19 protein-coding genes and 1 pseudogene are annotated in these 25,561 nt (G+C 69.8%); 19 read left to right on the top strand and 1 reads right to left on the bottom strand.

What is annotated here, in order from left to right; translation table 11 throughout:
* Positions 1-341 precede the first annotated feature (341 nt).
* The 18 genes and pseudogenes from ACW9J6_RS12835 to ACW9J6_RS12750 all read left to right on the top strand — a co-directional run bounded on the left by ACW9J6_RS12835 (position 342) and on the right by ACW9J6_RS12750 (position 21,864).
* Positions 342-776: a GlcG/HbpS family heme-binding protein gene (locus tag ACW9J6_RS12835; RefSeq protein ID WP_457116870.1), complete on the top strand. Its 435-nt coding sequence runs from the start codon at positions 342-344 to the stop codon at positions 774-776.
* A 14-nt stretch (positions 777-790) separates the two neighbouring features.
* A complete protein-coding gene (locus ACW9J6_RS12830; RefSeq protein WP_457116869.1) occupies positions 791-2,389 on the top strand; it encodes a peptide ABC transporter substrate-binding protein in 1,599 nt (532 codons plus the stop codon).
* Positions 2,390-2,675: 286 nt separating this feature from the next.
* Positions 2,676-4,262, top strand: coding sequence for a peptide ABC transporter substrate-binding protein (locus ACW9J6_RS12825; protein WP_457116868.1), 1,587 nt, complete (start codon positions 2,676-2,678; stop codon positions 4,260-4,262).
* An 85-nt stretch (positions 4,263-4,347) separates the two neighbouring features.
* Positions 4,348-5,268 carry an ABC transporter permease gene (locus tag ACW9J6_RS12820; protein ID WP_457116867.1) on the top strand — a complete coding sequence of 307 codons (921 nt, stop codon included), beginning with the start codon at positions 4,348-4,350 and terminating at the stop codon, positions 5,266-5,268.
* Complete coding sequence (locus ACW9J6_RS12815; RefSeq protein ID WP_457116866.1) at positions 5,265-6,365, top strand: ABC transporter permease; 1,101 nt, start codon at positions 5,265-5,267, stop codon at positions 6,363-6,365. The genes ACW9J6_RS12820 and ACW9J6_RS12815 overlap by 4 nt, the downstream gene beginning before the upstream one ends.
* 1 nt (position 6,366) lies before the next feature.
* The gene (locus tag ACW9J6_RS12810; RefSeq protein ID WP_457116865.1) at positions 6,367-7,962 is read left to right on the top strand and encodes an ABC transporter ATP-binding protein; all 1,596 of its coding nucleotides are present in this window, start codon (positions 6,367-6,369) and stop codon (positions 7,960-7,962) included.
* Positions 7,963-7,981: 19 nt separating this feature from the next.
* Positions 7,982-9,011: pseudogene (locus ACW9J6_RS12805) on the top strand (IS630 family transposase); the annotation flags it as partial.
* 399 nt (positions 9,012-9,410) lie between these two features.
* Entirely contained in the window at positions 9,411-12,644 is a 3,234-nt protein-coding gene (locus ACW9J6_RS12800) for an RICIN domain-containing protein (protein WP_457116864.1), read from the top strand.
* Between the two features lie 603 nt (positions 12,645-13,247).
* Positions 13,248-13,928: an SCO family protein gene (locus ACW9J6_RS12795; RefSeq protein ID WP_457116863.1), complete on the top strand. Its 681-nt coding sequence runs from the start codon at positions 13,248-13,250 to the stop codon at positions 13,926-13,928.
* A gap of 2 nt (positions 13,929-13,930) precedes the next feature.
* Positions 13,931-14,398, top strand: coding sequence for a GspH/FimT family pseudopilin (locus ACW9J6_RS12790; protein ID WP_457116862.1), 468 nt, complete (start codon positions 13,931-13,933; stop codon positions 14,396-14,398).
* Entirely contained in the window at positions 14,395-14,799 is a 405-nt protein-coding gene (locus ACW9J6_RS12785) for a prepilin-type N-terminal cleavage/methylation domain-containing protein (protein ID WP_457116861.1), read from the top strand. The genes ACW9J6_RS12790 and ACW9J6_RS12785 overlap by 4 nt, the downstream gene beginning before the upstream one ends.
* 31 nt (positions 14,800-14,830) lie before the next feature.
* Positions 14,831-15,385 carry a hypothetical protein gene (locus ACW9J6_RS12780; protein ID WP_457116860.1) on the top strand — a complete coding sequence of 185 codons (555 nt, stop codon included), beginning with the start codon at positions 14,831-14,833 and terminating at the stop codon, positions 15,383-15,385.
* Positions 15,382-16,296: a general secretion pathway protein GspK gene (locus tag ACW9J6_RS12775; RefSeq protein WP_457116859.1), complete on the top strand. Its 915-nt coding sequence runs from the start codon at positions 15,382-15,384 to the stop codon at positions 16,294-16,296. The genes ACW9J6_RS12780 and ACW9J6_RS12775 overlap by 4 nt, the downstream gene beginning before the upstream one ends.
* 246 nt (positions 16,297-16,542) lie before the next feature.
* Positions 16,543-16,866: a hypothetical protein gene (locus ACW9J6_RS12770; protein ID WP_457116858.1), complete on the top strand. Its 324-nt coding sequence runs from the start codon at positions 16,543-16,545 to the stop codon at positions 16,864-16,866.
* Positions 16,867-16,998: 132 nt separating this feature from the next.
* Positions 16,999-19,050, top strand: a complete 2,052-nt coding sequence (locus tag ACW9J6_RS12765; protein ID WP_457116857.1) for an O-linked N-acetylglucosamine transferase, SPINDLY family protein — start codon at positions 16,999-17,001, stop codon at positions 19,048-19,050.
* 96 nt (positions 19,051-19,146) lie between these two features.
* Entirely contained in the window at positions 19,147-20,421 is a 1,275-nt protein-coding gene (locus ACW9J6_RS12760; RefSeq protein ID WP_457116856.1) for a hypothetical protein, read from the top strand.
* Positions 20,422-20,485: 64 nt separating this feature from the next.
* Positions 20,486-21,121 carry a glycosyltransferase family 32 protein gene (locus ACW9J6_RS12755; RefSeq protein WP_457116855.1) on the top strand — a complete coding sequence of 212 codons (636 nt, stop codon included), beginning with the start codon at positions 20,486-20,488 and terminating at the stop codon, positions 21,119-21,121.
* A gap of 59 nt (positions 21,122-21,180) precedes the next feature.
* Complete coding sequence (locus tag ACW9J6_RS12750) at positions 21,181-21,864, top strand: hypothetical protein (protein ID WP_457116854.1); 684 nt, start codon at positions 21,181-21,183, stop codon at positions 21,862-21,864.
* Between the two features lie 159 nt (positions 21,865-22,023).
* Here the strand turns inward: ACW9J6_RS12750 and ACW9J6_RS12745 are convergent, their stop codons facing one another.
* Positions 22,024-23,043: a flagellin N-terminal helical domain-containing protein gene (locus tag ACW9J6_RS12745; protein ID WP_457116853.1), complete on the bottom strand. Its 1,020-nt coding sequence runs from the start codon at positions 23,041-23,043 to the stop codon at positions 22,024-22,026.
* Between the two features lie 1,092 nt (positions 23,044-24,135).
* Here ACW9J6_RS12745 and ACW9J6_RS12740 point away from each other — a divergent pair.
* A complete protein-coding gene (locus ACW9J6_RS12740; protein WP_457116852.1) occupies positions 24,136-25,155 on the top strand; it encodes a flagellin N-terminal helical domain-containing protein in 1,020 nt (339 codons plus the stop codon).
* Positions 25,156-25,561: the final 406 nt, after the last annotated feature.

The following is a 25,561-nucleotide window of genomic DNA, read 5'->3' as shown; positions in this document are numbered from 1 at the left end:
CCACAAAAATGACGTAAGGGAATCAGCGGATAATGGGCAAACCCATTCTATATCGCGAGCCTGAACCGGCTAAACATCGACGTTAAGTGTTGCAAGTTGGCAACTTTCTCTGGGAAATGTAGAAATTTTTTCCACAAAATCGGGTCAATTTGCCTACAGATTCATCGAGACATGATCAAGAAACCATCATCAGCTGTCACCATCTCGGATTCGTAGGGAAAGGTGCGGCGCCGGGTCGGTCGCGGCCGATGCGCGGAAGCGTCCACGCGCATGCCCCGGTGACGGGACAGGGCGGCCATGCGATCAGAGGCCTCCTTCCCACGACGCAAGCGGGACATTGCATGTCGGACCTGACCCTCGACGCCGCCCAGAGCATCGCCGCCACCGCCCTCACCACGGCCCGGGGCCTCTCCCTGAAGCCGCTCGCCGTCGTGGTGCTCGATGCCCGCGCGGCCCTCAAGGCGGCGGCGGTCGAGGACGGGACCAGCCTCAAGCGCGCCGAGATCGCCGCCGCCAAGGCGAACGGGGCGCTGGCACTCGGGATCGGCTCGCGGGCGATCGGCGCGCGGGCGGAGAGCCAGGCGTACTTCGTCGCCGCGGTGACGCATCTCGCCGGTCCGGCCGGGCTGGTGCCGGTGCCGGGCGGCGTGTTGATCCGCCGGGAGGGACGGATCGTCGGGGCGGTCGGCATCTCGGGCGACACCTCCGACAACGACGAGATCGCGGCCGTCGCCGGCATCGAGGCCGCCGGCTTCGAGGCCGTGACCGGCGCCTGAGCGGGGCGCCGCCCTTGCGCCGCCGCAACCTCCTGGCGGGTTTGGGCGCCGCCGCCCTCGCGCGGCCCATCCGGGCGGCCGAATCGGCCCCCCGGCCCGCCCTCTACCGGCGCGGCAACGACGCCGACCCCGAGACCCTCGACCCGCACCGCAGTTCGTCGCTCTCCGAGGCCACCATCCTCCTCGACCTGTTCGAGGGCCTGACGACCTACGACGCGGAGGGACGGGTCGTGGCGGGCGCGGCCGCGGACTGGACCACCTCGCCCGACGGCCTGACCTGGACCTTCACCCTGCGGCCCGACGGCCGCTGGTCGAACGGCGACCCGGTGGTGGCCGAGGACTTCGTGGCCGGGTTCCGCCGCGTCCTCGACCCGGCGACGGGGGCCAAGTACGCGAGCGTGCTGTTTCCCTTGCGCGGGGCGGAAGGCGTGAACCGGGGCGCCCGGCCGGTCGAGAACCTGGGCGTGCGGGCGCCGGACCCGCGCACGGTGGTGATCGACCTCGATCAGCCAACGCCCTACCTCCTGGAACTCATGACGCATCAGGCGAGCACGCCGGTGCACCGGCCCTCGCTCGCCCGGTTCGGCGACGCCTTCAGCCGGCCCGGCAACCTCGTGTCGAACGGCGCCTACCAGCTCGTGGATGTCGTCCCGAGCGACCGGGTGCTGGCCTCCCGCAACCCGCATTTCCGCGACGCGGCCAGCGTCCGGATCCCGCAGGTCGCCTACGTCCCGACGCCGGACCTCGCCGGGGCGGTGCGCCGCTTCGCGGCCGGCGAGATCGATTCCCTCGCCGACCTGCCGGCGGATCAGGTCAGGACGCTGAAGGCCCGGTTCGGGGCGCAGGTCTGGCTCGCGCCGGCGCTCGGCGTCTTTCCGCTGATCCTGAACCTGCGCAAGCCGCCGCTGGGCGACCGCCGGGTGCGGCAGGCCCTCTCGCTGGCCGTCGACCGCGAGTTCCTGGCCGAGGCGGTGTGGGGCGAGACGATGCTCCCCGCCTACTCGCTCACCCCCGCCGGGCTCGACAACGCCCTGCCCCCGCCCGAACTGCCGGGGCGGGACCTCTCGCCCCTGGAGCGGGAGGACCGGGCGGTGGCGCTGCTGCGGGAGGCCGGATTCGGGCCGGGGCGACCGCCGCTCACGGTCGAGCTGCGCTACAACACCACCGACAACAACCGCAACACGATGGTGGCCCTCGCCGAGATGTGGCGGCCGCTCGGCATCGCCGCCACCTTCGTCAACACCGACGCCAAGACGCACTTCGCCTACCTGCGCGACGGCGGCCCCTTCGACATCGCCCGCTTCAGCTGGATCGCCGACTACTCGGACCCGCAGAACTTCCTGTTCATGCTGGAGAGCGGCAACGACGGCTTCAATGTCGGCCACTACGCCAATCCGGCCTTCGACGCGCTGATGCGGGAGGCGGCGGGAACCGTCGACCTCGCGCGCCGCGCCGGGCTTCTGTTTCGGGCCGAGGAGATCGTCCTCGCCGACCTGCCCTGGATCCCGCTGCTGCATTACCGCAGCAAGCACCTGGTCTCGCCCCGTCTCGAGGGCATGCGGCCGAACATCCGCGGGGTCGCCCCGACCCGCTTCCTGCGGCTGGACGGGTGAGGTGCGCAGGGTCGGACCGCGACCGGCGACAGGCCGGCGGGGATGCGGATGCGAACCCGCATTGGCGGCGCTGTCTCTTCGAAAGTCGTTAACCTAGACCAGGTTTCGCCGGCAAACACCGCGTCTTGACGCAAGGTTCCGGGGATGCCACCAGAACATTGCGCCGCGACGCGGGGGCCGCCACCGTGACAGGCTCTCCCGACCGGCGGCCCGAGCCGCGCGAGCGGGGGCCTCCGCGCGCGATCACCGAGGCGCCGGCCGGGCGCGATCAGGAGGAAGCACCACCATGCGTCGCCGTGACCTTCTCGCCGGCCTGGCGGCCACCTCCCTGGTCCACGCTCCCGCCCGGGCGGCCGGCCCCGCCGTCTACCGACGCGGGATCGCGGCGGAACCCGGCACCCTGGATCCGCAGAAATCCACCTCGATCTACGAGGAGGCGGTCCTGCGCGACCTGTTCGAGGGGCTCATCACCTACGATCCGGGCGGCCGGATCGTGCCGGGAGCGGCGGAGTCGTGGACGTCCTCCGAGGACGGGCTGACCTGGACCTTCACGCTGCGGTCCGAGAACCGCTGGTCCAACGGGGACCCGGTCGTGGCGGAGGATTTCGCGGCCGCCCTGCGGCGCGCCCTCGATCGCAAGACCGGCGCCCCCTACGCGAACCTGCTGTACTGCCTGCGCGGCGGGGAGGCGGTGAACCGCGGCGGCGCACCGGTCGAATCTCTCGGCGTCGAGGCGCCGGACGCGCGCAGGCTCGTGGTCACCCTCGCGCAGCCCACCCCCTACCTGCTCGAACTGCTCGGCCACCCGGCGAGCTTCCCGGTGCACCGCCCCACGCTCGCCCGCCACGGCGACGCCTTCACGCGTCCCGGAAACCTCGTCTCGAACGGCGCCTATCGGCTGAAGGACGTCGTTCCCGGCGACCGGATCACCGTGGTGAGCAACCCGCATTACCGCGCCGCCGCCCAGGTCCGGATCCCGCAGGTCGAGTACATCCCGACGACGGACCTCGCCGCGGCGGTGCGCCGCTTCGCGGCGGGCGAACTCGATTCCTGCGGCGTGCCGCCCCAGCAATTCAAGGACATCCAGGCCCGGTTCGGATCGCAGCTCGTGGTCGCGCCGGCGCTGGACGTGACGTCCCTGGTGGTGAACACCCGCAAGGCGCCGCTGGGCGATCGCCGCGTGCGGCAGGCCCTCTCGATCGCCATCGACCGCGGCTACCTCGCGGAGGCGATCTTCAGCGGATCACGCCTGCCCGCCTCCTCGCTGACGCCCGCCGGGCTCGACAATGCGCGGCCGCCGCCCGAAATGCCGGGCCAGGACCTGTCGCCCGCCGAGCGGGAGGAGCAGGCCGCCGCGCTGCTGCGGCAGGCCGGCTACGGGCCGGGGGGCAAGCCGCTCACGCTCGAGATCCGCTTCACTGCGGCCGAAGAGATCCGCAACATGATCGTGGCGATCGCCGACATGTGGAAGCCGCTCGGGGTCACCGCCAGCCTCGTCGGCACGGACTTCAAGACCCTGTCGGCGCATCTGAGCAGCGGCGCCCCCTTCGACCTCGCGCTCTACGCGTGGCAAGCCGATTACTCGGACCCGCAGAACTTCCTGTTCCTGGTCGAGAGCGACAATACCGGGTTCAATCACGGGGGCTACGCCAATCCGGACTACGACGCGCTGATGCACGAGGCCGCCCGGACGGTCGACCTCGACCGGCGGGCCCGGCTCCTGTTCAAGGCCGAGGAGATCTTCCTCCGAGACCTGCCCTGGATCCCGCTCGTTCATCGGCGCTACACGCAGCTCGTGGCCTCGCGCCTGCACGGCCTGAAGCCCAACGTCCGCGGCATCACCCTGTCCCAGAACCTCTGGCTCGACGCATGAGCGCACGCATCCCCGGAATGGCCTGTGGCCGCCCACTGCCGTCTCCCGGCCCGGCCGGGGCCGCCCGCCGGGCCGGGCGCCCGCGATGATCGGCTTCGTGCTGCGCCGCCTGCTCCAGGCGGTCCCGACCCTGTTCCTGGTCGTCACCCTGTCCTTCTTCCTGGCTCGGGTGGCGCCGGGCGGTCCCTTCGACCTGGAGCGGCCGCTGCCCCCCTCGGCGATGGAGAATCTGCGCCGGGTCTACGGGCTCGACCAGCCGCTCCTGGTCCAGTACGGGCGCTACCTCGCCTCGCTCCTCACGGGCGATCTCGGACCCTCCTTCTCGGTGCGGGACATGAGCGTGGCGGAACTGTTCGCCCGCGGCCTGCCGGTCTCGATCGAACTCGGCGCCCTGGCGCTCGGGGTGGCGCTCCTCGCCGGGATCGGCCTCGGCGGCCTCGCGGCGGCGTTCCGGGGCAGCCTCCTCGACCACGCCGTGATGACGCTCGGCACCCTCGGGATGACGGTGCCGGGCTTCGTGGTGGCCCCGCTGCTGCAGATCGCCTTCGGGCTCACCCTGCGCTGGCTGCCGGTGGGGGGCTGGGAGGACGGGGCGCCGCGCCACCTCGTGCTGCCGGTGGCCACCCTCGCCCTGCCGCAGATCGCCGTGATCGCCCGGCTGGCCCGCGCCGCCCTGATCGACACGCTGGGCACGCTGCCGATGCGGACCTTCCGGGCGCTCGGCCTGCCGCCCCGCGTGATCGCGCTCCACGCCCTGCGCGGGGCGGCGCTGCCGGTCGTCTCCTATCTGGGGCCGACCGCCGCCAACCTGCTCACCGGCTCGGTGGTGGTGGAGACGATCTTCGGGCTGCCGGGCGTCGGGCGGGCCTTCGTGGACGGCGCGCTCAACCGCGACTACCCGCTGGTGATGGGAACGGTGGTGCTGGTGGGCGTCTTCGTGATCGCCTTCAATCTCCTGGTGGATCTCGCCACCGCGCTGGTCGACCCGCGGGTGCGGCAGGCATGAGCGGCACGCCGGACCTCTCGCTTCTGGCCGCGTCCCGCCGCCGCCTGTGGGCGGACCGCACCGCGCGGGCGAGCCTCGCCGTGCTGGCGCTGATCGCCCTCGCCTGCCTCGTGGGCCCGGTCCTCACCGGCCACCCCCCCGACCGGATCTACTACGACTACGCGCGCACGCCGCCCTCCCTGCAGGTCTACCCGCGGCCCGAGACCGTCGGCCCGGCCCTGGAGCGGCTCGCCCTGCGCATGCGCGTGCGGGCGGAGGCGATCGTCCCGGAGGACGGCGCCCTGCGGGCGACGCTGGCGGCGGACAAGCCGATCGACGACCGCGTGCTGACCTTCTTCGCCCGCTCCGACCTGTTCGCGCCCGCGACCGTGACCGGGCGGGCGGAGGACGGGCGCCGGCTCACGGTCCGGGTGCCGGTGCGGCAGACGCGCTTCCTCCTCGGCACCGACGCCCTCGGGCGCGACCTCCTCACCCGCGTGCTGGTGGCGGGCCGGGTCTCCCTGGCGCTCGGGCTCCTCGGCACCGCGGTGGCGCTCGCCATCGGCGTCGCCTACGGGGCGACGGCGGGCTATCTCGGCGGGGCGGTCGACGCCGCGATGATGCGCTTGGTCGACATCCTCTACGCCCTGCCCTTCGTGTTCTTCGTGATCCTGCTCATGGTGGTGTTCGGCCGCTCGCTGGTGCTGGTCTTCCTGGCGGTGGGAGCCGTCGAGTGGCTCGACATGGCGCGGATCGTGCGCGGCGAGGCCCTCGCCATCCGCCGCCAGGACTACGTGCGCGCCGCCGAGGCGCTGGGCCTGAGCACGGGCGCGATCCTGCGCCGCCACGTCGTTCCCAACGCCCTCGGCCCGGTGGTGGTCTACGCGGCGCTGCTGATCCCGCGGGTGATCCTGCTGGAGAGCTTCCTGTCCTTCCTCGGCCTCGGCGTGCAGGAGCCGACGACGAGTTGGGGCGTGCTGATCGCCGACGGCGCGCGCAGCATCGAGAGCGCCCCCTGGATGCTGATCGCCCCGGCGGCGGCGCTGGTGGCGACGCTGATCACCCTCAACACTCTGGGCGACCGCCTGCGCGCCGCCCTCGACCCGCGGGGGGCCTGAGATGGCACCGCTCCTCGCCCTGCGCGGGCTCTCGGTGGCCTATGGCGGGTTCACCGCCCTGCACGCCCTCGACCTCACCATCGCCCGGGGCGAGACCCTGGCCCTGGTCGGGGAATCGGGCTCGGGCAAGAGCCAGGCGGCGCTCGCCGTGATGGGCCTGCTGCCGGAGGGCGCCCGGGTCGCGGGCTCGGCGGTCTTCGACGGGACGGAGCTGATCGGCCTGCCCCGCCCCGCCCTCGACCGGATCCGGGGCGCGCGGATCGGCATGGTCTTCCAGGAGCCGATGACCGCCCTCCACCCGCTCTTCACCATCGGCCACCAGATCGCCCTGCCCCTGCGGGCGCATCGCCGGATGGACGGCCGGGCGGCGCGGGCGCGCGCCCTCGACCTGCTGGGGCTCGTCGGCCTGCGGGACGCGGCGTCGCGCCTCTCCGCCTACCCGCACGAACTCTCGGGAGGCGAGCGCCAGCGGGTGATGATCGCCATGGCGCTGGCCTGCGAGCCCGACCTGCTGATCGCCGACGAGCCGACCACCGCCCTCGACGTCACCGTGCAGGCGCAGGTGCTGGCGCTGCTCGCCGACCTGAAGGCGCGGCTGAACCTCGCCCTCCTGTTCATCACCCACGACCTGCGCCTCGTGCGGCGCATCGCCGATCGCACCGCCGTGATGCGCGCCGGCCGCCTCGTCGAGACCGGTCCGACGGAGCGGCTGTTCGCGGCCGCCGCCGCGCCCGAGACCCGCGACCTGCTGGCGGCCGAGCCGGCGGGCCGCAAGGCGCCGGTGCCGGAGACCGCGCCCGTGGTGCTGGCGGGACGCGGGATCCGGATCGCCTATCCGGGCCGCTCCGGCCTCCTGCGGCGGGGCGCGCCGCGGGTCGCGCTCCACGGCATCGACCTGACGCTGCGGGCCGGCCAGACGCTCGGCGTGGTGGGGGAATCGGGCTCGGGCAAGTCGAGCCTCGGCCGGGCGCTGCTGCGGCTGGAACCGGCCGCGACCGGGATCGTGCGCTTCGAGGACCGCGACCTGACGGCCCTCGGCCGCGCCGCCCTGCGCCCGCTGCGACGCGGGTTCCAGCCGGTCTTCCAGGATCCGAACGGCTCGCTCTCCCCGCGGCTCACGGCGGCCGAGATCGTGGCGGAGGGCCTGCGGGTCCATGCGCCGCACCTGAGCGCCCGCGAGCGCGACGCGCGGGCGGCCGAGGCCTTCGCCGAGGTGCGGCTCGACCCGGCGACCCGCCACCGCTTCCCGCACGCCTTCTCGGGCGGCCAGCGCCAGCGCATCGCCATCGCGCGGGCGATGATCCTGCGGCCGAAGGTGGTGGTGCTCGACGAGCCGACCTCCGCCCTGGACCGCACCGTGCAGCGGGACATCGTGGCGCTGCTGCGCGACCTCCAGGCTGCGCACGGCCTCGCCTACCTGTTCATCAGCCACGACCTCGCGGTGGTGCGGGCGCTGGCCGATACCGTGCTGGTGCTGCGCGACGGGCGCGAGGTCGAGCGGGGTCCGGTGCAGGCCGTGCTGGAGACGCCGCGGGAGGATTACACGCGCGCGCTGGTGGCGGCGGCGGGGCTCGACGCGGGGCTGGGAGCGGGCTGACCATCCTGTGGTGGGGCCGAAGCGCGCGCAAATCCTGCTGGGTGCCGATACGGGGATCGGCGACGAGAGCCTGGCCGCCAGCCTCGGTGTCAGCGGGTCGACGATCTTGCGCACCAAGCGCCACTTCGTGGAGGAGGGGGCGAGGCCACCCTGACCGAGCAGCCCCGCGCTGGGGCCGCGCGCAAGCGCCCGGGCGAGGACAAGGCCTTGCTGGTGGCCACCGCCTGCTCCGCACCGCCGAAGGGCCGCGCCCGCTGGACGCCGAGCCTGCTGGCCGACGCGGTGGTGGCAGCCAGCGGGCACGCGGCGGTGCCGCGGGAGACGGTGCGCCGCCGCCTGGCCGAGAACGCCCTCAAGCCGTGGCGGCGCGAGTTGTGGTGCATCCCGCAGGTCGACGACACCTTCGTGGCTCGCATGGAGGACGTGCTCGACCTCTACGCCGAAGCACCCCACCCGCGCCGTCCGGTGGTCTGCTTCGACGAGAGCCCGATTCAGCTGATCGGCGAGGCGCGCCAGCCCGTCCCGGCCGCCCCAGGGCGGGCCGGAGCGCTACGATCATGAGCACCGGCGCAATGGCACCGCCAACCTGTTCGTCTTCGTCGACGCACACCGGGCCCGGCGCAAGGGGAAGGTCACGGATCGGCGCACGGCCGTCGATTTTGCCCACTGCATGCAAGACCTCGTCGACACCCATTATCCCGAAGCCGCGCGGATCAGGGTCGTGCTGGACAACCTGTCCAGCCATCCCCCCGGAGCCCGCTCCGACAGTTTCCCGGCCGAGGAGGCCCAACCGGATCCTGAGCCGCATCGAACTCCACTACACGCCAAAGCACGCGAGCTGTCTCAACATGGTGGAGATCGAGATCGGGGGACTGCGCGGCCATTGACGCGACCGCCGCATCCCTGATCAGGCGACCCTCACAGGGCAGGTCGCGGCCCGGGAGCAGCGCCGCAATGCCGAAGGCGCCCGCATCACCTGGGTGTTCACCACCCAGCGCGCCAGAGCCAAGCTCGCCGCCGCCTACCCCGAACCCGCCAAAGTATCATAATCTCTGTCCAAAGCTAATAGACGTAATCTGAGAATTGCTTCCGTAGCGACGGATGATCCGCTCAGAACAAGGCAGTGACCTGCGCTGGTCATATCCAATACTCTCTCAATCTAATCAAAAATGTTCCGCTTGGTTCAAAGGCATACAGGCGCTCACGAAATCAAAACATCTCAGTTCTATCTATACTGACAAAATTCCTATCTTGCACCATTTTTGACTTCTGCGACACAGACAACTTTAAGATGCACAAATGCAAATTAAACCGTGAGTAAGGACTTTAGGGCATGTGTTCCGCGCGGAGGATTCCGAAATATGCAAGCACGGTTTGCGTTTCTGACTGCAGCGCTGATTCTGGGTAGCTTGTGGGCCGCGGTCCCCGCCTCTGCGCAAACCGCAGGCTTGAACCTCGCCTCCGGGACCGGCTCGGGCCAGCTGAAGGCGGCCCATTCCGGCATGTGCCTGGCGACGCCGGTCGGCGACAACACCGATGCCGTCGCCATCCGCCAGCAGCCCTGCGGCAGCGGCGCCGAGCAGATCTGGGACGCGGTGGGGATGGCCGGCGGCTTCAAGCTGGTCAACCGCGCCAACGGCAAGTGCATGAACCTGTATGGCGGCCTGAATGCCGACGGCACGGCGGTCAACCAGTATACCTGCGGCGGCGGCGCCAACGAGGCGTGGTCGGCGCGGGCGCAGAACGGTGGCTACGCCCTGGTCTCGGCCTCCAGCGGCAAGTGCCTGGACGTCTACGGCGTCTCGATGGCAGCCGGGACACAATTGATCCACTGGCCTTGCCACGGCGGGGCCAACCAGACCTTCTCCTCGCCGGCGACGGTCAGCGTGAACCTCTTCGGCGGCACCGGGTCGGGTCAGCTGAAGGCGGCCCATTCCGGCATGTGCTTGGCGACGCCGGTCGGCGACAACACCGATGCCGTCGCCATCCGCCAGCAGCCCTGCGGAAGCGGCGCCGAGCAGATCTGGGACGCGGTGGGGATGGCCGGCGGCTTCAAGCTGGTCAACCGCGCCAACGGCAAGTGCATGAACCTGTATGGCGGCCTGAATGCCGACGGCACGGCCGTCAACCAGTATACCTGCGGCGGCGGCGCCAACGAGGCGTGGTCGGCGCGGGCGCAGAACGGCGGCTACGCCCTGGTCTCGGCCTCCAGCGGCAAGTGCCTGGACGTCTACGGCGTCTCGATGGCAGCCGGGACGCAGGCGATCCAGTGGACCTGCCTCGGTAGCGCGAATCAGACCTTCTCCTCGCCGGCGATGGTCAACCTGAACCTCGTCGGCGGCACCGGCTCGGGCCAGCTGAAGGCAGCCCATTCCGGCATGTGCCTGGCGACGCCGGTCGGCGACAACACCGATGCCGTCGCCATCCGCCAGCAGCCCTGCGGCAGCGGCGCCGAGCAGATCTGGGACGCGGTGGGGATGGCCGGCGGCTTCAAGCTGGTCAACCGCGCCAACGGCAAGTGCATGAACCTGTATGGCGGCCTGAATGCCGACGGCACGGCGATCAACCAGTATACCTGCGGCGGCAGCGCCAACGAGGCGTGGTCGGCGCGGCCGCAGAGCGGCGGCTTTTCCCTGGTCTCGGCCTCCAGCGGCAAGTGCCTGGACGTCTACGGCGTCTCGATGGCAGCCGGGACGCAGGTGATCCAGTGGACCTGCCTCGGTAGCGCTAATCAGATCTTCTCCTCGCCGCCCGGCAGCGGTGGCACGGTGACAGGCGGCACCGTGGACGGATCCGTCTCGTCGGGCGGCTCCGTCTACACGGCCGCGAGCGAGCAGGCGCCGGGGGGCAGTCTCATGCTCATCCTTCGCTACAGCGGCAAGTGCTTGCAGGTGCCCGGCGGCCAGGCGGGCGATGGCGCTAAGCTCAACCTGACCACCTGCACCAACCAGTCGCCGCAACTCTGGTCGTTCGTGTCGGCCGGGAACCAGGGATATCAGGTCAGGAACGTCAGCTCGGGCGCTTGCCTGTGGGTCGACCGCGGCTACACCGACAATACCCCGAGCCTGATCCAGCAATCATGCAACTCGGGCATGGCCGGCGGCTTCTGGAAGCTGCGCAAGCTCGACCAGTGGTACGAGCTCGTGGCGGCGCATTCGAGCCGCTGCGCGACGATCGAGAACAACTCGCGCGAGGAAGGCGCCGGGCTGATGCAGTACGACTGCCTCGGCGACGATTCCCAGCGATTCACGCTGGCAGCGGGGCCCGTGACCGCGGCCTGGACGCCCCTGCGCACCATCGGGATCGTGCCGGTCTCCGCCGCGGCCCTGCCGAGCGGCAAGTTGCTGATGTGGGGCGGCGAGACCCGCAACACGTTCGGATCGTCCACCAACATGTGGACGACCCTGTACGATCCGTCCAACGACAGCGCGGCCGAGTCGTACGTCAGCAATGCCGGCGAAGCCTTCTGCCCGGGCACCAGCATCCTGGCCGACGGCCGCATCCTGACCAACGGCGGCAGCAACGCCGACAGGACGATCATCTACGATCCGTCGTCGAACTCGTGGTCGACGGGTCAGTCAATGAACATCCAGCGCGGGTATTCCGGCAACACCACGCTCTCGACTGGCGAGGCGCTGACCTATGGCGGCTCGTGGTCCGGCAACTACGATTCGGACAAGCTCGCCGAGGTCTGGTCGCCCTCGACCGGGAAGTGGCGCGTGCTCCAGAACGTCAGCTCCGAGCCTGCGGCTGTGTACTACGCCAAGAACAAGGCGTTCCGTGACAACCACTACTGGGTATTCGCGGCCGCCAACGGCTGGGCGTTCAATGCCGGGCCGAGCCCCAAGATGTTCTGGATCAACACCAGTGGCAACGGCAGCCTGACCCAGGTCGGCACCCGCGGCGACGACACCTGGAGCCAGAGCGGCACCGCGGTGATGTACGACGTCAACAAGATCCTGAAGATCGGCGGCGCCGCCGGCGCTCTCAACGAGCTCGCCAACGACAACGCCTACATCATCGACATCTCGGCCGGCCCGGGCGCGACCCCGACCATCACCAAGCTCGGGGCCGCCCCGTTCCCGCGGGCCTTCCACAACAGTGTCGTCCTGCCGAGCGGCGAGGTCGTGACGATCGGCGGCCAGACCCTGCAGGCTCAGTTCAGCGACGTGCGCTCGGTGCTGATGGCCGACATCTGGTCGCCGGCGACCGGCAAGTTCCGCCTGCTCCCGCCGGCCGCGGTCGGGCGCAACTACCACAGCTGGGCGGTGCTGATGCCCGACGGCCGCGTCGCCTCGGGCGGCGGCGGCCTCTGCAACTGCGACGGCGACCATTACGAGTTCCAATTCCTGAGCCCGCCCTACCTTTTCGGCGCGGACGGAAAGCCCGCCGCCCGGCCGACCATCACCTCCGCCCCGACCTCGGCCAGCGCCGGCTCGACCTTGTCGATCGCGACCGACCGCACGGTGACGAGCTTCGCCCTGGTGCGGATGGGAGCCACGACCCACACCGTCAACGGCGACCAGCGCCGAGTGCCCCTCGCGGTCGCCTCGAGCAACGGCACAACCTACAGGCTCAACCTTCCGAACGAGCCGGGAATCCTGCTGCCCGGCCCATGGATGCTGTTCGCCATGGACGCGAACGGCGTGCCGAGCGTCGCCAAGATCGTTCGGGTGCAGTAGCCCAACCCCCGAGCAGGCGTGCAGATGCAGGCCCGCTCGGGGCCAGGCTTGCTCGGTCGCCTCCGCCACCGGCCCAGTGAATGCTTCGACGAACGCCATCGGGAAGGACTCCAATCATGACGACACTCCGTCTCGGCTTAGCCGCTGTTGGGCTCGTCGCTCTTTGCGGCGGTGCCGACGCGCAGCAACCCTCGACATTCGGCGCGGCGACGCCGCGACCGGCGACCACCAGGGGAGCCTGTATCATCGTCCACAACAATGGCCAGCAAGGCTGCACGCCCGGGATGGATGCCGGTGGCTGCAACGCGGTTGCCATGGAAACGCACTCCAAGACGACATTCAAGCCAGGCGAAAGCTGCCCTTAGATTAATTTAATTCTCCGCGTTATGGTGCGCCTTTGATGAATAAGCCCCTGCTTGGATATCTGACGACTATCCAAGCGGGTCAAAAACGAAAATATCAAACGATCGCACCATGGATATATGACCCTGTGCCGGTCTTTGCATTTCAATAATACTAAATATAGGACCTGCGTAATCAATGGTATATCGATATTTTTGCCGTTTAATCATGCTTTCTGTGCGTTAATTGCATATAAACCATATGAAATTAAGCGGTGATGGCGTGGTGCGTAGCTGCAATCCCATCGATTCGTCGATCTTCTCTAGGCCGACCATGATGTTCCGACGCTCACTCCTCGTCTTCGGTCTCTGCCTCTCGTGCTTCCATCCAGCGGATGCTCAGACCGCCCTCCCGCCACCATCCGCTCACGGCGGCCTGATCGCCGGCCACTTCCGGCTGGTCGCCCCTGACGGAAAAACCATCGACACGGACGAGCGCGCAGGCCATCCCTACGCCGTGTTTTTCGGCTTCACTCACTGCCCGGACTTGTGCCCGACGACCCTCGCCGAACTATCGCTCGCGCTTCCGAAGCTGCCGACCGCAGCCCGCGACTTGGCGATCTACTTCGTGACGGTCGATCCCGAGCGCGATACGCCTGAGGTCCTCGCGCAGTACATGCAGAGCTTCGACCCGGGCATCACTGCTCTCTCGGGAACTCCGCCCGCGATCGACGAAGCGATTCGTAGCTTTGGCGTCATCGCACAGCGTACCGATCTGCCTGGCCGCGATTACGTTTACAGCCACACCGCGGCGCTCTTCCTCGTTGACGGCGACGGGCTGATTGTCGATCGGCTCGGACCCGGCCTTGGCCCGGACCTCCTCGCGGCCCGGCTCACCGCCCTCGCGGTCGGTGCGAGCCCGCCGCCCGTCGCGGCCCGGTGATCGTGGCGTGCAATGCCGATGTCGCCGCCGACCCGGCGGCCGGCTTCTCGCTCGTCGAGATGCTCGTGGTGCTGGTCATCCTCGGGCTCGCGGCGGCGCTTGGCGGCCCAACGCTCGTGACCTTGCTACCCGGGCAGCAGCTCGATGCGGTCGCCGGTGCGCTGGCGGTCGAGCTCGCGCACCTCCGGGCCGAGGCCGTGCGCACCGGCCAGCGCACCAGCCTCGTCTACGATCCTGAGACCGCCCGCTTCATCTCCTCACGCAATTCCGCCCGGCCGCTGGCGACGCCGTCTCTGCGCGTCAGCGTCGAGATCCCGCCGGGTCATCGGTCGAGCCCGAACGAGATCCGGTTCCTGCCGGGCGGTGCTTCGACCGGAGGCCGGATCGTGCTCGCCCGCGGCTCCGGCCGGCGGGTGTTGACGGTGAGTCCTATCACCGGCGCCGTCCGGCGCGGGGAGACCGCGCCATGAGGCCGGTACGAAGGGGAGCAGCGCGACACGCCGGCGACGCCGGCTTCACGCTGGTCGAGGTTCTCGTCGCCTTCGCGATCGTGTCACTGGTCAGCCTGATGGTAATTCGGATCGCCGCCGACATGGCGGTCGGTGGCCGCCGGATCGAGACCGCGGCGATCCGGCTCGACGAAGCCGAAGGCATCGTCCTCGTCCGGGCGGCCGCCGGTAGTTTGCGGCCCGGCCTCGAGCAAGGCCGCTTCGGCGACGGGCAGCCCTGGACGCTCACCGTCGTCGATGCCAGACCGGTGCTCGGCTGGCGTGACCTGCCGCCTCTTTGGCGCGTACGCCTCACCCTCGACCGGCCGGACGGCCAGCTCATCTACGCCACGCTCATCGCAGGAGGGCTCGGCGGTGTCTGAGGCGGAGGCGGGATCCGGCGAGGCGGGCTTCATGCTGGTCGAGATGCTGGTCTCCCTTGCGCTCTGCGCCCTTGTCGCCGTGTTGACGCTCCAGGCCCTCCAGGCGACCGGGCTGCTCAGCCGCACCGCGCGCCAGCTCGAAGCCCAGGAGGAGGTCCAACTCGTGCGCGAGCACCTGCGGCGGGCCTTCGCCGATCGCGCCGGACGTCGTCCCAACGGCCGGCATGCCCCTTTCCTGGGCCTGCCCGACCGCCTCGTCGCCACTTTGCAGGCCAACCGCGACGTCGCGCGCGGCTCGGAACTACAAATGAGTCTCGGCACGGCGGCGGGTGAGGACGGCCTGGCCTTCGTCGAGACGAGCGGATCCGCCAAGACGCCGGGGCGACCGGACCTGCTGCTCGACCGGATCGCAGGCCTGCAACTCCGCTATTTCGGAGCACAGGCCTCGGATCCCATGCCGCGGTGGGCGTCGAGTTGGACGCGTCCCGACCGACCGCCCGTCCTGGTCGAGGTCACGGTCGCGTTCCCACCCGCCGACGGGCGCCGGTGGCCGCCGCTCGTGCTCGCGCTAGGCAGCGGCTCGTGAACGCCGAAGCAGCGAAGCAGGCTGACGACCGAGACGAGGCCGGCTTCGTCCTACCCTCGGTCCTGGCGATCTTGCTCGTCATCGCGGCCGTGGCCGCATCCGCGACGCATGTCCTGCTGACGCGCAGCGCCACGACCGCAGGTCGGTCGATGAACTTGCGGCTGCAGGGTCTCGCCGACGGGGCGGTGCGCTTGGTCGCGATGTCGCTGGCGGTGCAGCACATTCGTCGGCTACCGGGACTCGGCCTGCCCGAGAATGGCACGCCGGTCATCTGCTCCTGGCCAGGCGGCTCACTGACGCTCGTGGTGCAGGATCAGGCTGGTCTCGTTGATCTCAACGCGGCCCCGCGTGCCCTGCTGGAGGATGCCTTCCGGGCCCTTGGCGCGCCCGACCGGGAGGCGGCAGCGCTCGCGGCCGAGACCGTCGACGCCCGCGATCCCGACGACGTGCCAGAGCCGAACGGCGCCGAGGCACCGCAATACCGCGCCCTCGGGCTCCCCGGCCCGCGCAATGCACCAATGGGAACGATCGACGAGATCGACGGATTGCCGTCCATGACCGACGCGCTCGCGATGCGACTGCGGCCGGGCATCACCGTGCACAATCCGACCGGCGGGATCGATCCCGCTGTCGCTCCCCCGCGGGCCTTCGCGGGAACTGCCCTCACCGAGGCCCTGCGCCACTATGCGGTGAGTTCGCCGCATCAGTCCTACATGATCACCGCGATTGTCCTCAGTCCCGGAGGCACGCGGGTGGGCCGTAGCGCGGTTGTCTCCGTGAATGCCCCCGGCACTGGGACGGGCCTCATCGCCTGGCGCTTTGCAACGGACGATATCCCGGCACCCATATCGCATCCATCTTGCGGATCGATCCTGGCAGCGTTGGATCCGGCCGACAATAATCGTCGATAAAACAACTTGCCGAGTGAACAATCGGCTTTTCACGATGAGCAGCGTGCGATCTCGGTCGACGATAGCCAACGGCGCGACCGTGCCGACCCAGGGTCCGTTCTTCCCGACGGTCGAGCGCTCCCACACCACGCTGGTGCCGGCGGCGGAGGACATCGACCCGTCTCGCGGGATCAGGGGCCCCTCGACCGGGCGAGACCGTGCGCGTCGTCGACGACGAGGCGGGCGTGCGGATGGTGGTGGCCGAGGGTGATAGGCGAGCGCGGCGACCGGGTTCTGCAGGCGCAGGATAGCCTCGCGGGCCTGCACTGCCTGAGGGGACCGGAGCGGATGGACCTCGTCGTGACGGATGTCGGCCTGCCCGGCGGCATGAACGACCGCCCGATGGCGGAGGCGGGCCTGGCCCTGCGCCCGGGCCTGACGGTGCTGCGGATCAACGGCTCCGCCGAGGCGATCCTCGGGACTGTCCCCCTGCCCGCCGGCATGCAGGGGATGACGAAGCCCTTCGCCACGGAGGTCCTCGCCGCCCGGGTCCGGACCCTCGCCGGCCCGGGACGGGCCCCGTCCGCCTGACGGGACGCCGCGCGCCCCCCCACAAGCCTCGCGCAAGGCCCCCCCTGCACCTTGGCGGTGCATCGGGACGAGATGCGCGCGGCTCGGGCCGCCGGGTGCGGCGCCGCGGCACCCCGCATGGATTGGAACGAGATGAAACGCAGGGCCGCGGAGCGGAGCGTCGACCGGGCATCGGCGCGCGGAGCGAATCGTCAGGCGCAGGTCTACCAGTGCCTGTCGCAGGGCCTTCGCCTCCACCAGAAGGGCGACACCGCCGGGGCCGAGGCGCAGTACCGGCGCGCGACCCTGCTCGACCCGAGCAACGCCTCCGCCCATCACCTGCGCAGCCTGTGTCTGCGGCATCTGGGGCAGTTCGACGGCGCCCTCGCCGCCCTGCGCAAGGCGGTGTCCCTCGCTCCGGAGAACGCGGAGATCCAGCTCGATCACGCCAAGGGTCTCATGGCGGCCGGGGACCTCGCGGCGGCGGAGACGGCGCTGCGGGCGGCCGCCGCGCTCGACCCGAGCAAGTTCGAGGCGCCGTTCCAGCTCGGGCTGTGCCTCGACCGCCTCGGACGCTTCCCCGAGGCCGTCGAGGCGTTCGAGGCCGCGATCGCCCTGCGCCCCGACAACGCCGAGTTCCACAACGTGCTGGGCTGCCTGCTGCTCAAGATGAACCGGCTCGCCGGGGCCTACGCGGCGTTCGCGCGGTCCCTCACCGTCAAGCCCGACGCCGTCCCGGCCATGATCAACATGGGCCTCGTCTGCGCCCTCATCCGCCGTCCCGACGACGCCGTGGAGTGGTTCCGCAAGGCCCTTCTCGTCGACCCGACCTCCGTGATGGCCCGGTTCGAACTCCTCGACCAGCTGCGGCACGCCTGCGAGTGGTCGGCGATGCGCGAGCACGAGCGCCGGGTCATCGCCCAGCTGGAGACCGCCGAGGACCGCCTCTCGCCCTTCAAGGTCCTGACGCTGGACGTCTCGCCCGCCATGGCCCTGACCTGCGCGCGGCGCTGGACGGCGGGGGTCACCGCCCGGGTGACAGAGACCCTGCCGCCCCCGCCCGCGCCCGTGCCGGGGCGCCGGATCCGGGTCGGCTACCTGTCGAGCGACCTCCACTACCACGCCACCGCGATGCTCGCGGTGGGCCTGTTCGAGCAGCACGACCGGACGGCCTTCGAGGTCTTCGCCTACAGCCACGGCCCGCGGGACGATTCCCCCATGAGGCGGCGGCTCCTCGCCGCGTTCGAGCATTTCGAGGAGATCGGCGCGCTGTCGGACCGCGAGGCGGCGGAGCGGATCCGGGCCGACGGCATCGACATCCTGGTCGATCTCAAGGGCTACACGCGGGATTGCCGCACCGAGATCATGGCGCTGCGGCCCGCCGCCGTGCAGGTGAACTACCTGGGCTATCCCGGCACGCTCGGCGCACCGTTCATCGACTACATCGTCGGCGACGCGGTCATCACCCCGACGGAGCACCAGCCCTTCTACGACGAGCGGATCGTCAACCTGCCCGGCTGCTACCAGCCGAACGACGTCTTCCGGGAGATCGAGCCGGGCCCGGGACGGGCCGCCTGCGGCCTGCCCGACGACGCGGTCGTGTTCTGCTGCTTCAACAACACCTACAAGATCACCGCCGAGCTGTACGATTCCTGGATGCGGATCCTCGCCCGCGTGCCGGATGCCGTCCTCTGGCTGTTCCAGGCGAACGGGGCGGTGCAAGACAACCTCCAGTACGAGGCCGGCGCCCGCGGCATCGACCCCGCGCGGATCGTCTTCGCCCCGAACCTGCCCCTGGAGGCGCATCTCCGGCGGCTCGGTCACGCCGACCTGTTCCTCGACACGCTGCCGGTCAACGCCCATACCACCGCCAGCGACGCCCTGCGGGCCGGCGTCCCCGTCCTCACGCGCCTCGGTGACCGGATGGTCGGGCGCGTCGCCGCGAGCCTCCTGCACGCGGTCGGCCTGCCGGAACTCGCCGTGACCTCGGCGGCGGCGTACGAGGCCCTGGCCATCGACCTCGGCCTCGACCGGTCGCGCCTTGCCGATCTGCGTGCCCGGCTCGACGCCGCGCGCCGGACCACCTCCCTGTTCGATCCCGCCCGGTACGCGCGCGGCCTGGAGGCGGCGTTCCGGCGCATGCACGCGCTGCGCTGCGCGGGCCGCCCCCCCGAACCCTTCGCGGTCCTGCCCGCGGACATCTGATCGCGGGAGCCGACGCGCGCCCCATCGACGAACCATCAACGGCCCGCGCGACCCGACAGGAGGGTGCCGCCGCGCGGACCGTGCGGAGACCAAGGCATGACCATCGCCCTCAGCATCTGCGTCACGGCCACGCGCGGACCGACCGTCCTTCAGCGCCTGCTCGATCCGCTGCTCGCCCCGTCTTTGTTCCCGTTCGCCCACGAGGTCGTCGTCGTCGACGCCGCGCCGGAGGACGGGAGCCGCGCGCTGGTGGAAGGCCTCGCCGCCGAGGGCGCGCCGCTGACCTACTACCGTCAGGATCCCCGGGCGACCGGTCCGGCCGCCGGGGAGAGCCCCCGCGCACGCCTCCTCCCGGCGCTCCATCGCGGCCGCGGGCGAACCCTGATCGCGATCGGGGACGACGAGGCCGTCGTTCCCGAGACGCTGATCGCGGCGGTGCAGCTCATGGAGGCCCGTCCTGAGATCGGCGCCTGCTTCGGCCCCTGGGAAGTTCATGACGCTCTCCAGATCGGCGATCCGGTCCTGCAGTACGACGCCGCGGAGGAGGCGGTGTTCGGGCCCGGGGACGCGATCGACCTTCTGAGCTTCATGCTCCGGCACGCCATGGCGCCGGAGATCGGGCTCTACCGGGCCGAGGCGGCGCACCGGCTGCTGCGGGGCGGGCGGCACTGCCATCCCGGGCTCGTCGCCCTCAGCGACCTCATCACGGACCGGGCCGTCGCCTTCCTGACGAAGCCGCTCTGCCGGATCCCGACCCGCGACCCGCTCACGCGCGAGGTGCATGGCGGCGCGGGGACCGTGGGGACCGGCCGCTGGGACCTGCACCGCGGCGGCCTCGACACCTACATCCGCGCGATGCTGCGGCGCCTCGGCGGGGCGACGGATGAGGATCAGCAGCGCTCGCTGCGCGGCGCGGTCGACCACTACGAGCGCACGCAGCTGCGGCTCGCCATGCGGATGGCGATGGCGCAGGGCGATTACCTCGCGGCCCACGAGATCTACGGCCGGCTGACCGTCTACGGGCCGGCCGAGGCCGAGCAGCCGATCGAGGATCTCGACCGCCTTCCCCTCCTGGTCGCGGTCCAGACCCTGGCGCGGCTGGCCGAGGCGATCCCGGAGATCGAGCGCGTCATCCTGGTCGGCGTCGACGACGGCCCGTCCATCAGCAACCTGCTGCGCAAGCTCGGGCTGCCCCGGCGGATCACCGTGTCGCCCCCGGTCGCCGGGCTGCCGGACAAGACGCTGCAGCGCTGCCTCGTCTTCCTCGCGGAGCGGGCCGAGGCGGAGCGGACGCGTCTCGTGGAGCAGGGCTACGTGCCCGGCCTGATCATCGGCGAGGGCGACCTCGTGCGCGGCATCCACGTGCCGTGACCCGCCGCCCGGCGCCGGGCACCGCTCGGCCCGACAGGCATCATGACGCGAAGGACGACCCGGAATGCCTCTCCCGAAAGTGATCCACCTGATCTGGATCGGTGATCAGAGCAAGCGCCCCACCCAGTGGATGGAAACCTGGAAGCAGCAGAATCCGGACTACGAGGTCCGGATCTGGGGCAATGACGAGGTCAACGCCGTCGAGTGGGCGCTGGCCGACCAGATCGGCTACTGGTGGGAGCGCGAGATCAACGGCGCCGCCGACATCCTGCGCTGGGAGATCCTGCAGCGGCACGGCGGCCTGGCCTTCGACGCGGACAGCATCTGCGTCCGGCCGCTGGAGGATTGGCTGATCGAACCGGACAGCTTCGCCGCCTGGGAGAACGAGATCACCCGGACCGGCCTGATCGCCGCGGGGGCGCTGGGCTTCCAGCCGGAGCATCCCCTGGTCAAGCGCATCATCCACGACATCTGGGCCGACCCCGAGCCGCACGCCGGCATGGCCTGGGAGAAGGTCGGGCCGCTGCGGCTGACGAACACCGTCCGCCAGTCGAGCTTCATCAACCTCACCGTCTATCCGAGCCACTTCTTCTTTCCGCGGCACCTGACCGGCCTGGAATACACGGGAGCGGGGCCGGTCTTCGCCAAGCAGTACTGGGGTTCGACCCATCGCCATTGGGGCGTCGAGGTGCGGCAATAGCCGGATCGCCGCGGCCGCGGGGCGGCGCGCGGTGATCCACGGAAGGATCGGAGCGAACCATGATATCGGAGACGGTGACGGCCGAGGCGCCCGCGAGCGCTGCGCCCTACGCGATCGAGCGGGGCGCGCTCAACTACTTCTACCTGCAGCGGATGAAGGTCCGCAACGTTCCCGAGCGGCTGCCCTACATCCGCCAACTCTGCGCGGGCCGCCGCGTGCTCCATGTGGGCTGCACGGACTTCCCGGTCTTCAACCCGGCGCACAACCTCCACATCCAGATCGCCGGCCACTGCGCCCGCCTCGACGGGCTCGACACCGACGCGGCCGGGCTGAAGGCCCTCTCGCAATTCGTTCAGGGCACCTACTACGGCGACGTCTCGGAGATCCGGGACAGCTACGACCTGGTGCTGGTGCCGGAGACGATCGAGCACGTCCACAACATCAAGGAATTCCTGGAGAGCCTGGACCGCGTGTCCTTCGCGGAGGTGTTCATCACCGCTCCCTGCCTGCTCGGCTGGATCGGATGCTTCAACTACGCGGACTTTCCCGGCTGGCGGCGCGGCCACCTGTCCGGCCAGGACGACTACCTGGAGGAGATCCACCCGGACCACAAGGCGTGGTTCACGCCCTACACCCTCGCGAACTGCGTCGAGCAGTTCACGCCCTGGCGCATCCTGGACGTGGTGTTCCTGGAGGGGAAGCGGATGGTCGCCGTCCACTGCGCGAAGCAGGACCGGCCCTGAGGCGGGACCGCGACGGAGCGGCTCCCCCCAATCGCACCCGGCGGGCCGCCGGGCGCTGCCGAGGCCCGATCCCGGCCGCGGATGCAGAGCGGCCACGCACCGGGTCGGCGCGTGGCCATGCCGCGACGGGATCGGGGCCGGGCCCCGGCCCCCGGAGGCTTACCGGAACAGGGTGAGGACGTTCTGGCTGCTGGAATTGGCGATGCTGAGGGACTGCACGGCCAGCTGCTGCTGGGTCTGCAGGGCCTTCAGCTTCGTCGACTCCTCCTCCATGTTGGCGTCGACCAGGGCGCCGATCGAGCTGGTGTTGATGTCCATCAGCTTCTGCGTGAAGTCCGACTGCGACTTCAGCAGCGTCGAGGTCGAGCCCAGCTTCGCCGCACCGTTGCGCAGGGCCGAGAGCGTGCCGTCGACCACGTCCTGATAGGCCTTGAGCGCCGCGGCATCCGGCGCGCTGCCGTTGAGCGCGCTGATGTCGATGCCCAACAGGGTGAAGTCGGACACCGACTGGCTGTTGATGCTGATGCCCGAGTAGGTGGTGTCCATGAAACCGTGGACGGCCGAGAAGGTCGCGGCCGTCCCGCCGACCGCGGTGGCGATCGCCGTGAGGGCGTCGAAGCCGGCGCCGGAGGAGGTCCCGGCGGAGGACGTGTCGAACACCGTGAAGGCGCTGGTGTCGAGCTTGGTCGTGCTGACCGCGATGCTGCTGCCGTTACGGGCGAAGGCCGCCACCAGGTTCTTGGTCGCCGTGTAGCCGGTGGCCGATGTGTCGACCGAGAGCCAGTTGATCCCGTTCATGACGGTGTTGGCGGCGGTCGACTTGACGTCGTCGAGATAGGACTTGATTTCGGTCTGAAGCTGCTTGCGGTCGGTCGAGGTCGAGGTGGCGGCCGTCAGGCGGGTCTTGATCTGATCGAGGTCGTCCAGGATCTTGTTGAGGCCGGTCGAGGCGGCATCGACGGTGTTCTTGTCGAGGGCGATCGCGTCCTTGACCGCACCGAGCGCGCCGTTGTCGGACTTCAGGGTCGAGGCGATCGACCAGTACGCGGCGCCATCCGCCGCGGAGGCGATCTTCTTGCCGGTGGAGACCCGGTTGCTGGTGGTGTCGAGGCTGTCACCGATCATGCGCAGGGTGCTGAGCGCGACGGTGGCCGCGTTGTTGGTCAGAATGCTGGTCATGGTGTGATCCTAGAATTGCGTGATCTTCGGTACGCGACGTGAAGATCCGGGCTCACACCGGGGCGGCGGGACGGCATCATGCCTTCGGGTCCGCGCAGGATCCGACCCGCCATGCGTTCGAACACGGGCTCGCACCGGGACGGCAAGGCGGCGTCATGCCTGCGGATCCGGGGATCCGCCTCGTCGTGCGTTGACCCAAGAGCGGATGCGCCGGGCACCGCTTGCTCAAGTAGGAAGACGTTACCTTTACCAAATTTCGAAGTCGTAAATATCAATTTGGCCCTTTCCTTCGCAAAAAATTTATGGTGAACCAAATATTAAATGTCGTAATAATTCTCGACGCTTTTCTGATCGTAAAGACGGCCATCGGCACTCGATCGAAAACGCGGCGCTCCCCTACCGATGATCCCGGACGAGGTCCGCACGAACGCGCCATCGGCGAGGTTGCCATGGCCGCCGGACGCCCCCGCCCCTACCCCCGCGGGCAATCCCGGATCGCGCGACGTCGCTCGCGTCCGGTCCGCCGTGCACCGAGAAGCACGGACGATCTCGCCGCCAACCTCCCGGACGGCCGCCGGCCTCTCCCGCACGGGTCCCGAACCTCCGCATCGCGGCGTGGCGGCGGTGACCGATGTCGCGCCTCCGCCGCGCCCATTCGGCCGCGCCGCGTGCCGCTCCTTCCGAAGATGGCCGCTGCCCTGGCGTCAGAGTGCGAGAAGACGGCTCATCGATAGCAATGATCGACGTTTACGATCTCTGTCAGCAAATAATTAAGGTAAAAAACCTCAATCGCCGAAAGAATCCCGGACCGGGATGACGATTCATGATTCGGAAATGCCCGCAAATACAGTCTGGTGTCACCCAAGGAGAGGGGCGCGACAGAGCCCTCCCGCCGCGGGGATGAAGGCACGACGAGGCGGATCCCCGGATCCGCAGGCATGACGCCGCCTCGCCGTCACGGTGCGAGCCCGTGTTCGAACGCATGGCGGGTCGGGTCCTCGGACCCGAAGGCATGATGCCGTCCCGCCGCCCCGGTGTGAGCCCGGATCTTCACGTCGCGCATCGAAGATCACGCAACTCTAGGATCACACCATGACCAGCATTCTGACCAACAACTCCGCCACCGTCGCGCTCAGCACCCTGCGTTCGATCGGCGACAGCCTCGACACCACCAGCAACCGGGTCTCCACCGGCAAGAAGATTAGCACGGCGGCCGACGGCGCCGCGTACTGGTCGATCGCCTCGACCCTGAAGTCCGACAACGGCGCGCTCGGTGCGGTCAAGGACGCGATCGCGCTGGACAAGAACACCGTCGATGCCGCCTCGACCGGCCTCAACAAGGTCCTGGACGACCTCGACCAGATCAAGACCCGCCTCACCGCGGCGACGTCGGGCTCGACCGATCGCAAGCAGATCCAGACCGAAATCAAGTCCTACATCGACGATATCAAGTCGACCGCCACCAACACCGTCATGAACGGCGCCAACTGGCTCTCCATCGACAGCTCGGCGAGCGGCTTCCAGTCGACCAAGAACCTGGTCTCGGCCTTCGCCCGCAACGGCAGCAGCGTCGCGGTCAGCACGACCAAGCTCGACACCAGCGTCTTCACGATCTACGACACGTCCTCGGCCGGCACCACCAGCGGTGCGGGCTTCGACGCCCTCGTGGCGATCGCCAGCGCGGCGGGCGGCTCGGCCGCGACCTTCACGGCCTTCCACGGCGTCATGGACACCACCTATTCGGGTTTCAGCGTCAACAGCCAGTCGGTGTCCTCGTTCACCCTCTCGGGCATCGACATCAGCTCGCTGGGGAGCTCCGACGGCGACAACGCGACGCTCAAGGCCTACCAGACCGTGGTGGACAGCACCCTCTCGGCCCTGCGCAACGGTGCGGCGAAGCTGGGCTCGGCTTCGACGCTGCTGAAGTCGCAGTCGGACTTCACGCAGAAGCTGATGGACATCAACACCAGCTCAATCGGCGCGCTGGTCGACGCCAACATGGAGGAGGAGTCGACGAAGCTGAAGGCCCTGCAGACCCAGCAGCAGCTGGCCGTGCAGTCCCTCAGCATCGCCAATTCCAGCAGCTCGAACGTCCTCAGCCTGTTCCGGTAAGGATCGGCTTCGTCCACGAACCGGACGCTTCGCGGGGGCGCGCCTGACGGTGCGCCCCTCGTCGTTGTGCCTGGTCGTCGTGCTCCTCCCGGTTCGCCGGCGACCGCCGCCCCCCTCCGGGGAGCGCATCAGCTCCTCGTCTCGATCGGCCGCGCGCCCCAGCAGCGCCGCTCCCCGACCCGGCGGCGCCGCCCCTCCCCCGCGTTCTATCCGTCGGGCGCGGCCCGCCGATTTGCCGGTCACCCGGCCCCGCCGAGCGGGAGAGGTGCCAAGTCCAGGGTCCGCGCGAAGGACCGCCCGGTCCGATGCGATCCGGGACCCGCGTTTCGGCGCCTCCCTCTTCACGGAAGCCCGCTCCTTCCGATCGTTTCGAAATTATAGTCTTGACCTAACATTTTTTTATCGT

The organism is Methylobacterium sp. JK268, from assembly GCF_054052225.1.
Note: the sequence above shows the minus strand (reverse complement) of the source record. Positions and strands in the feature narration are given on the sequence as shown.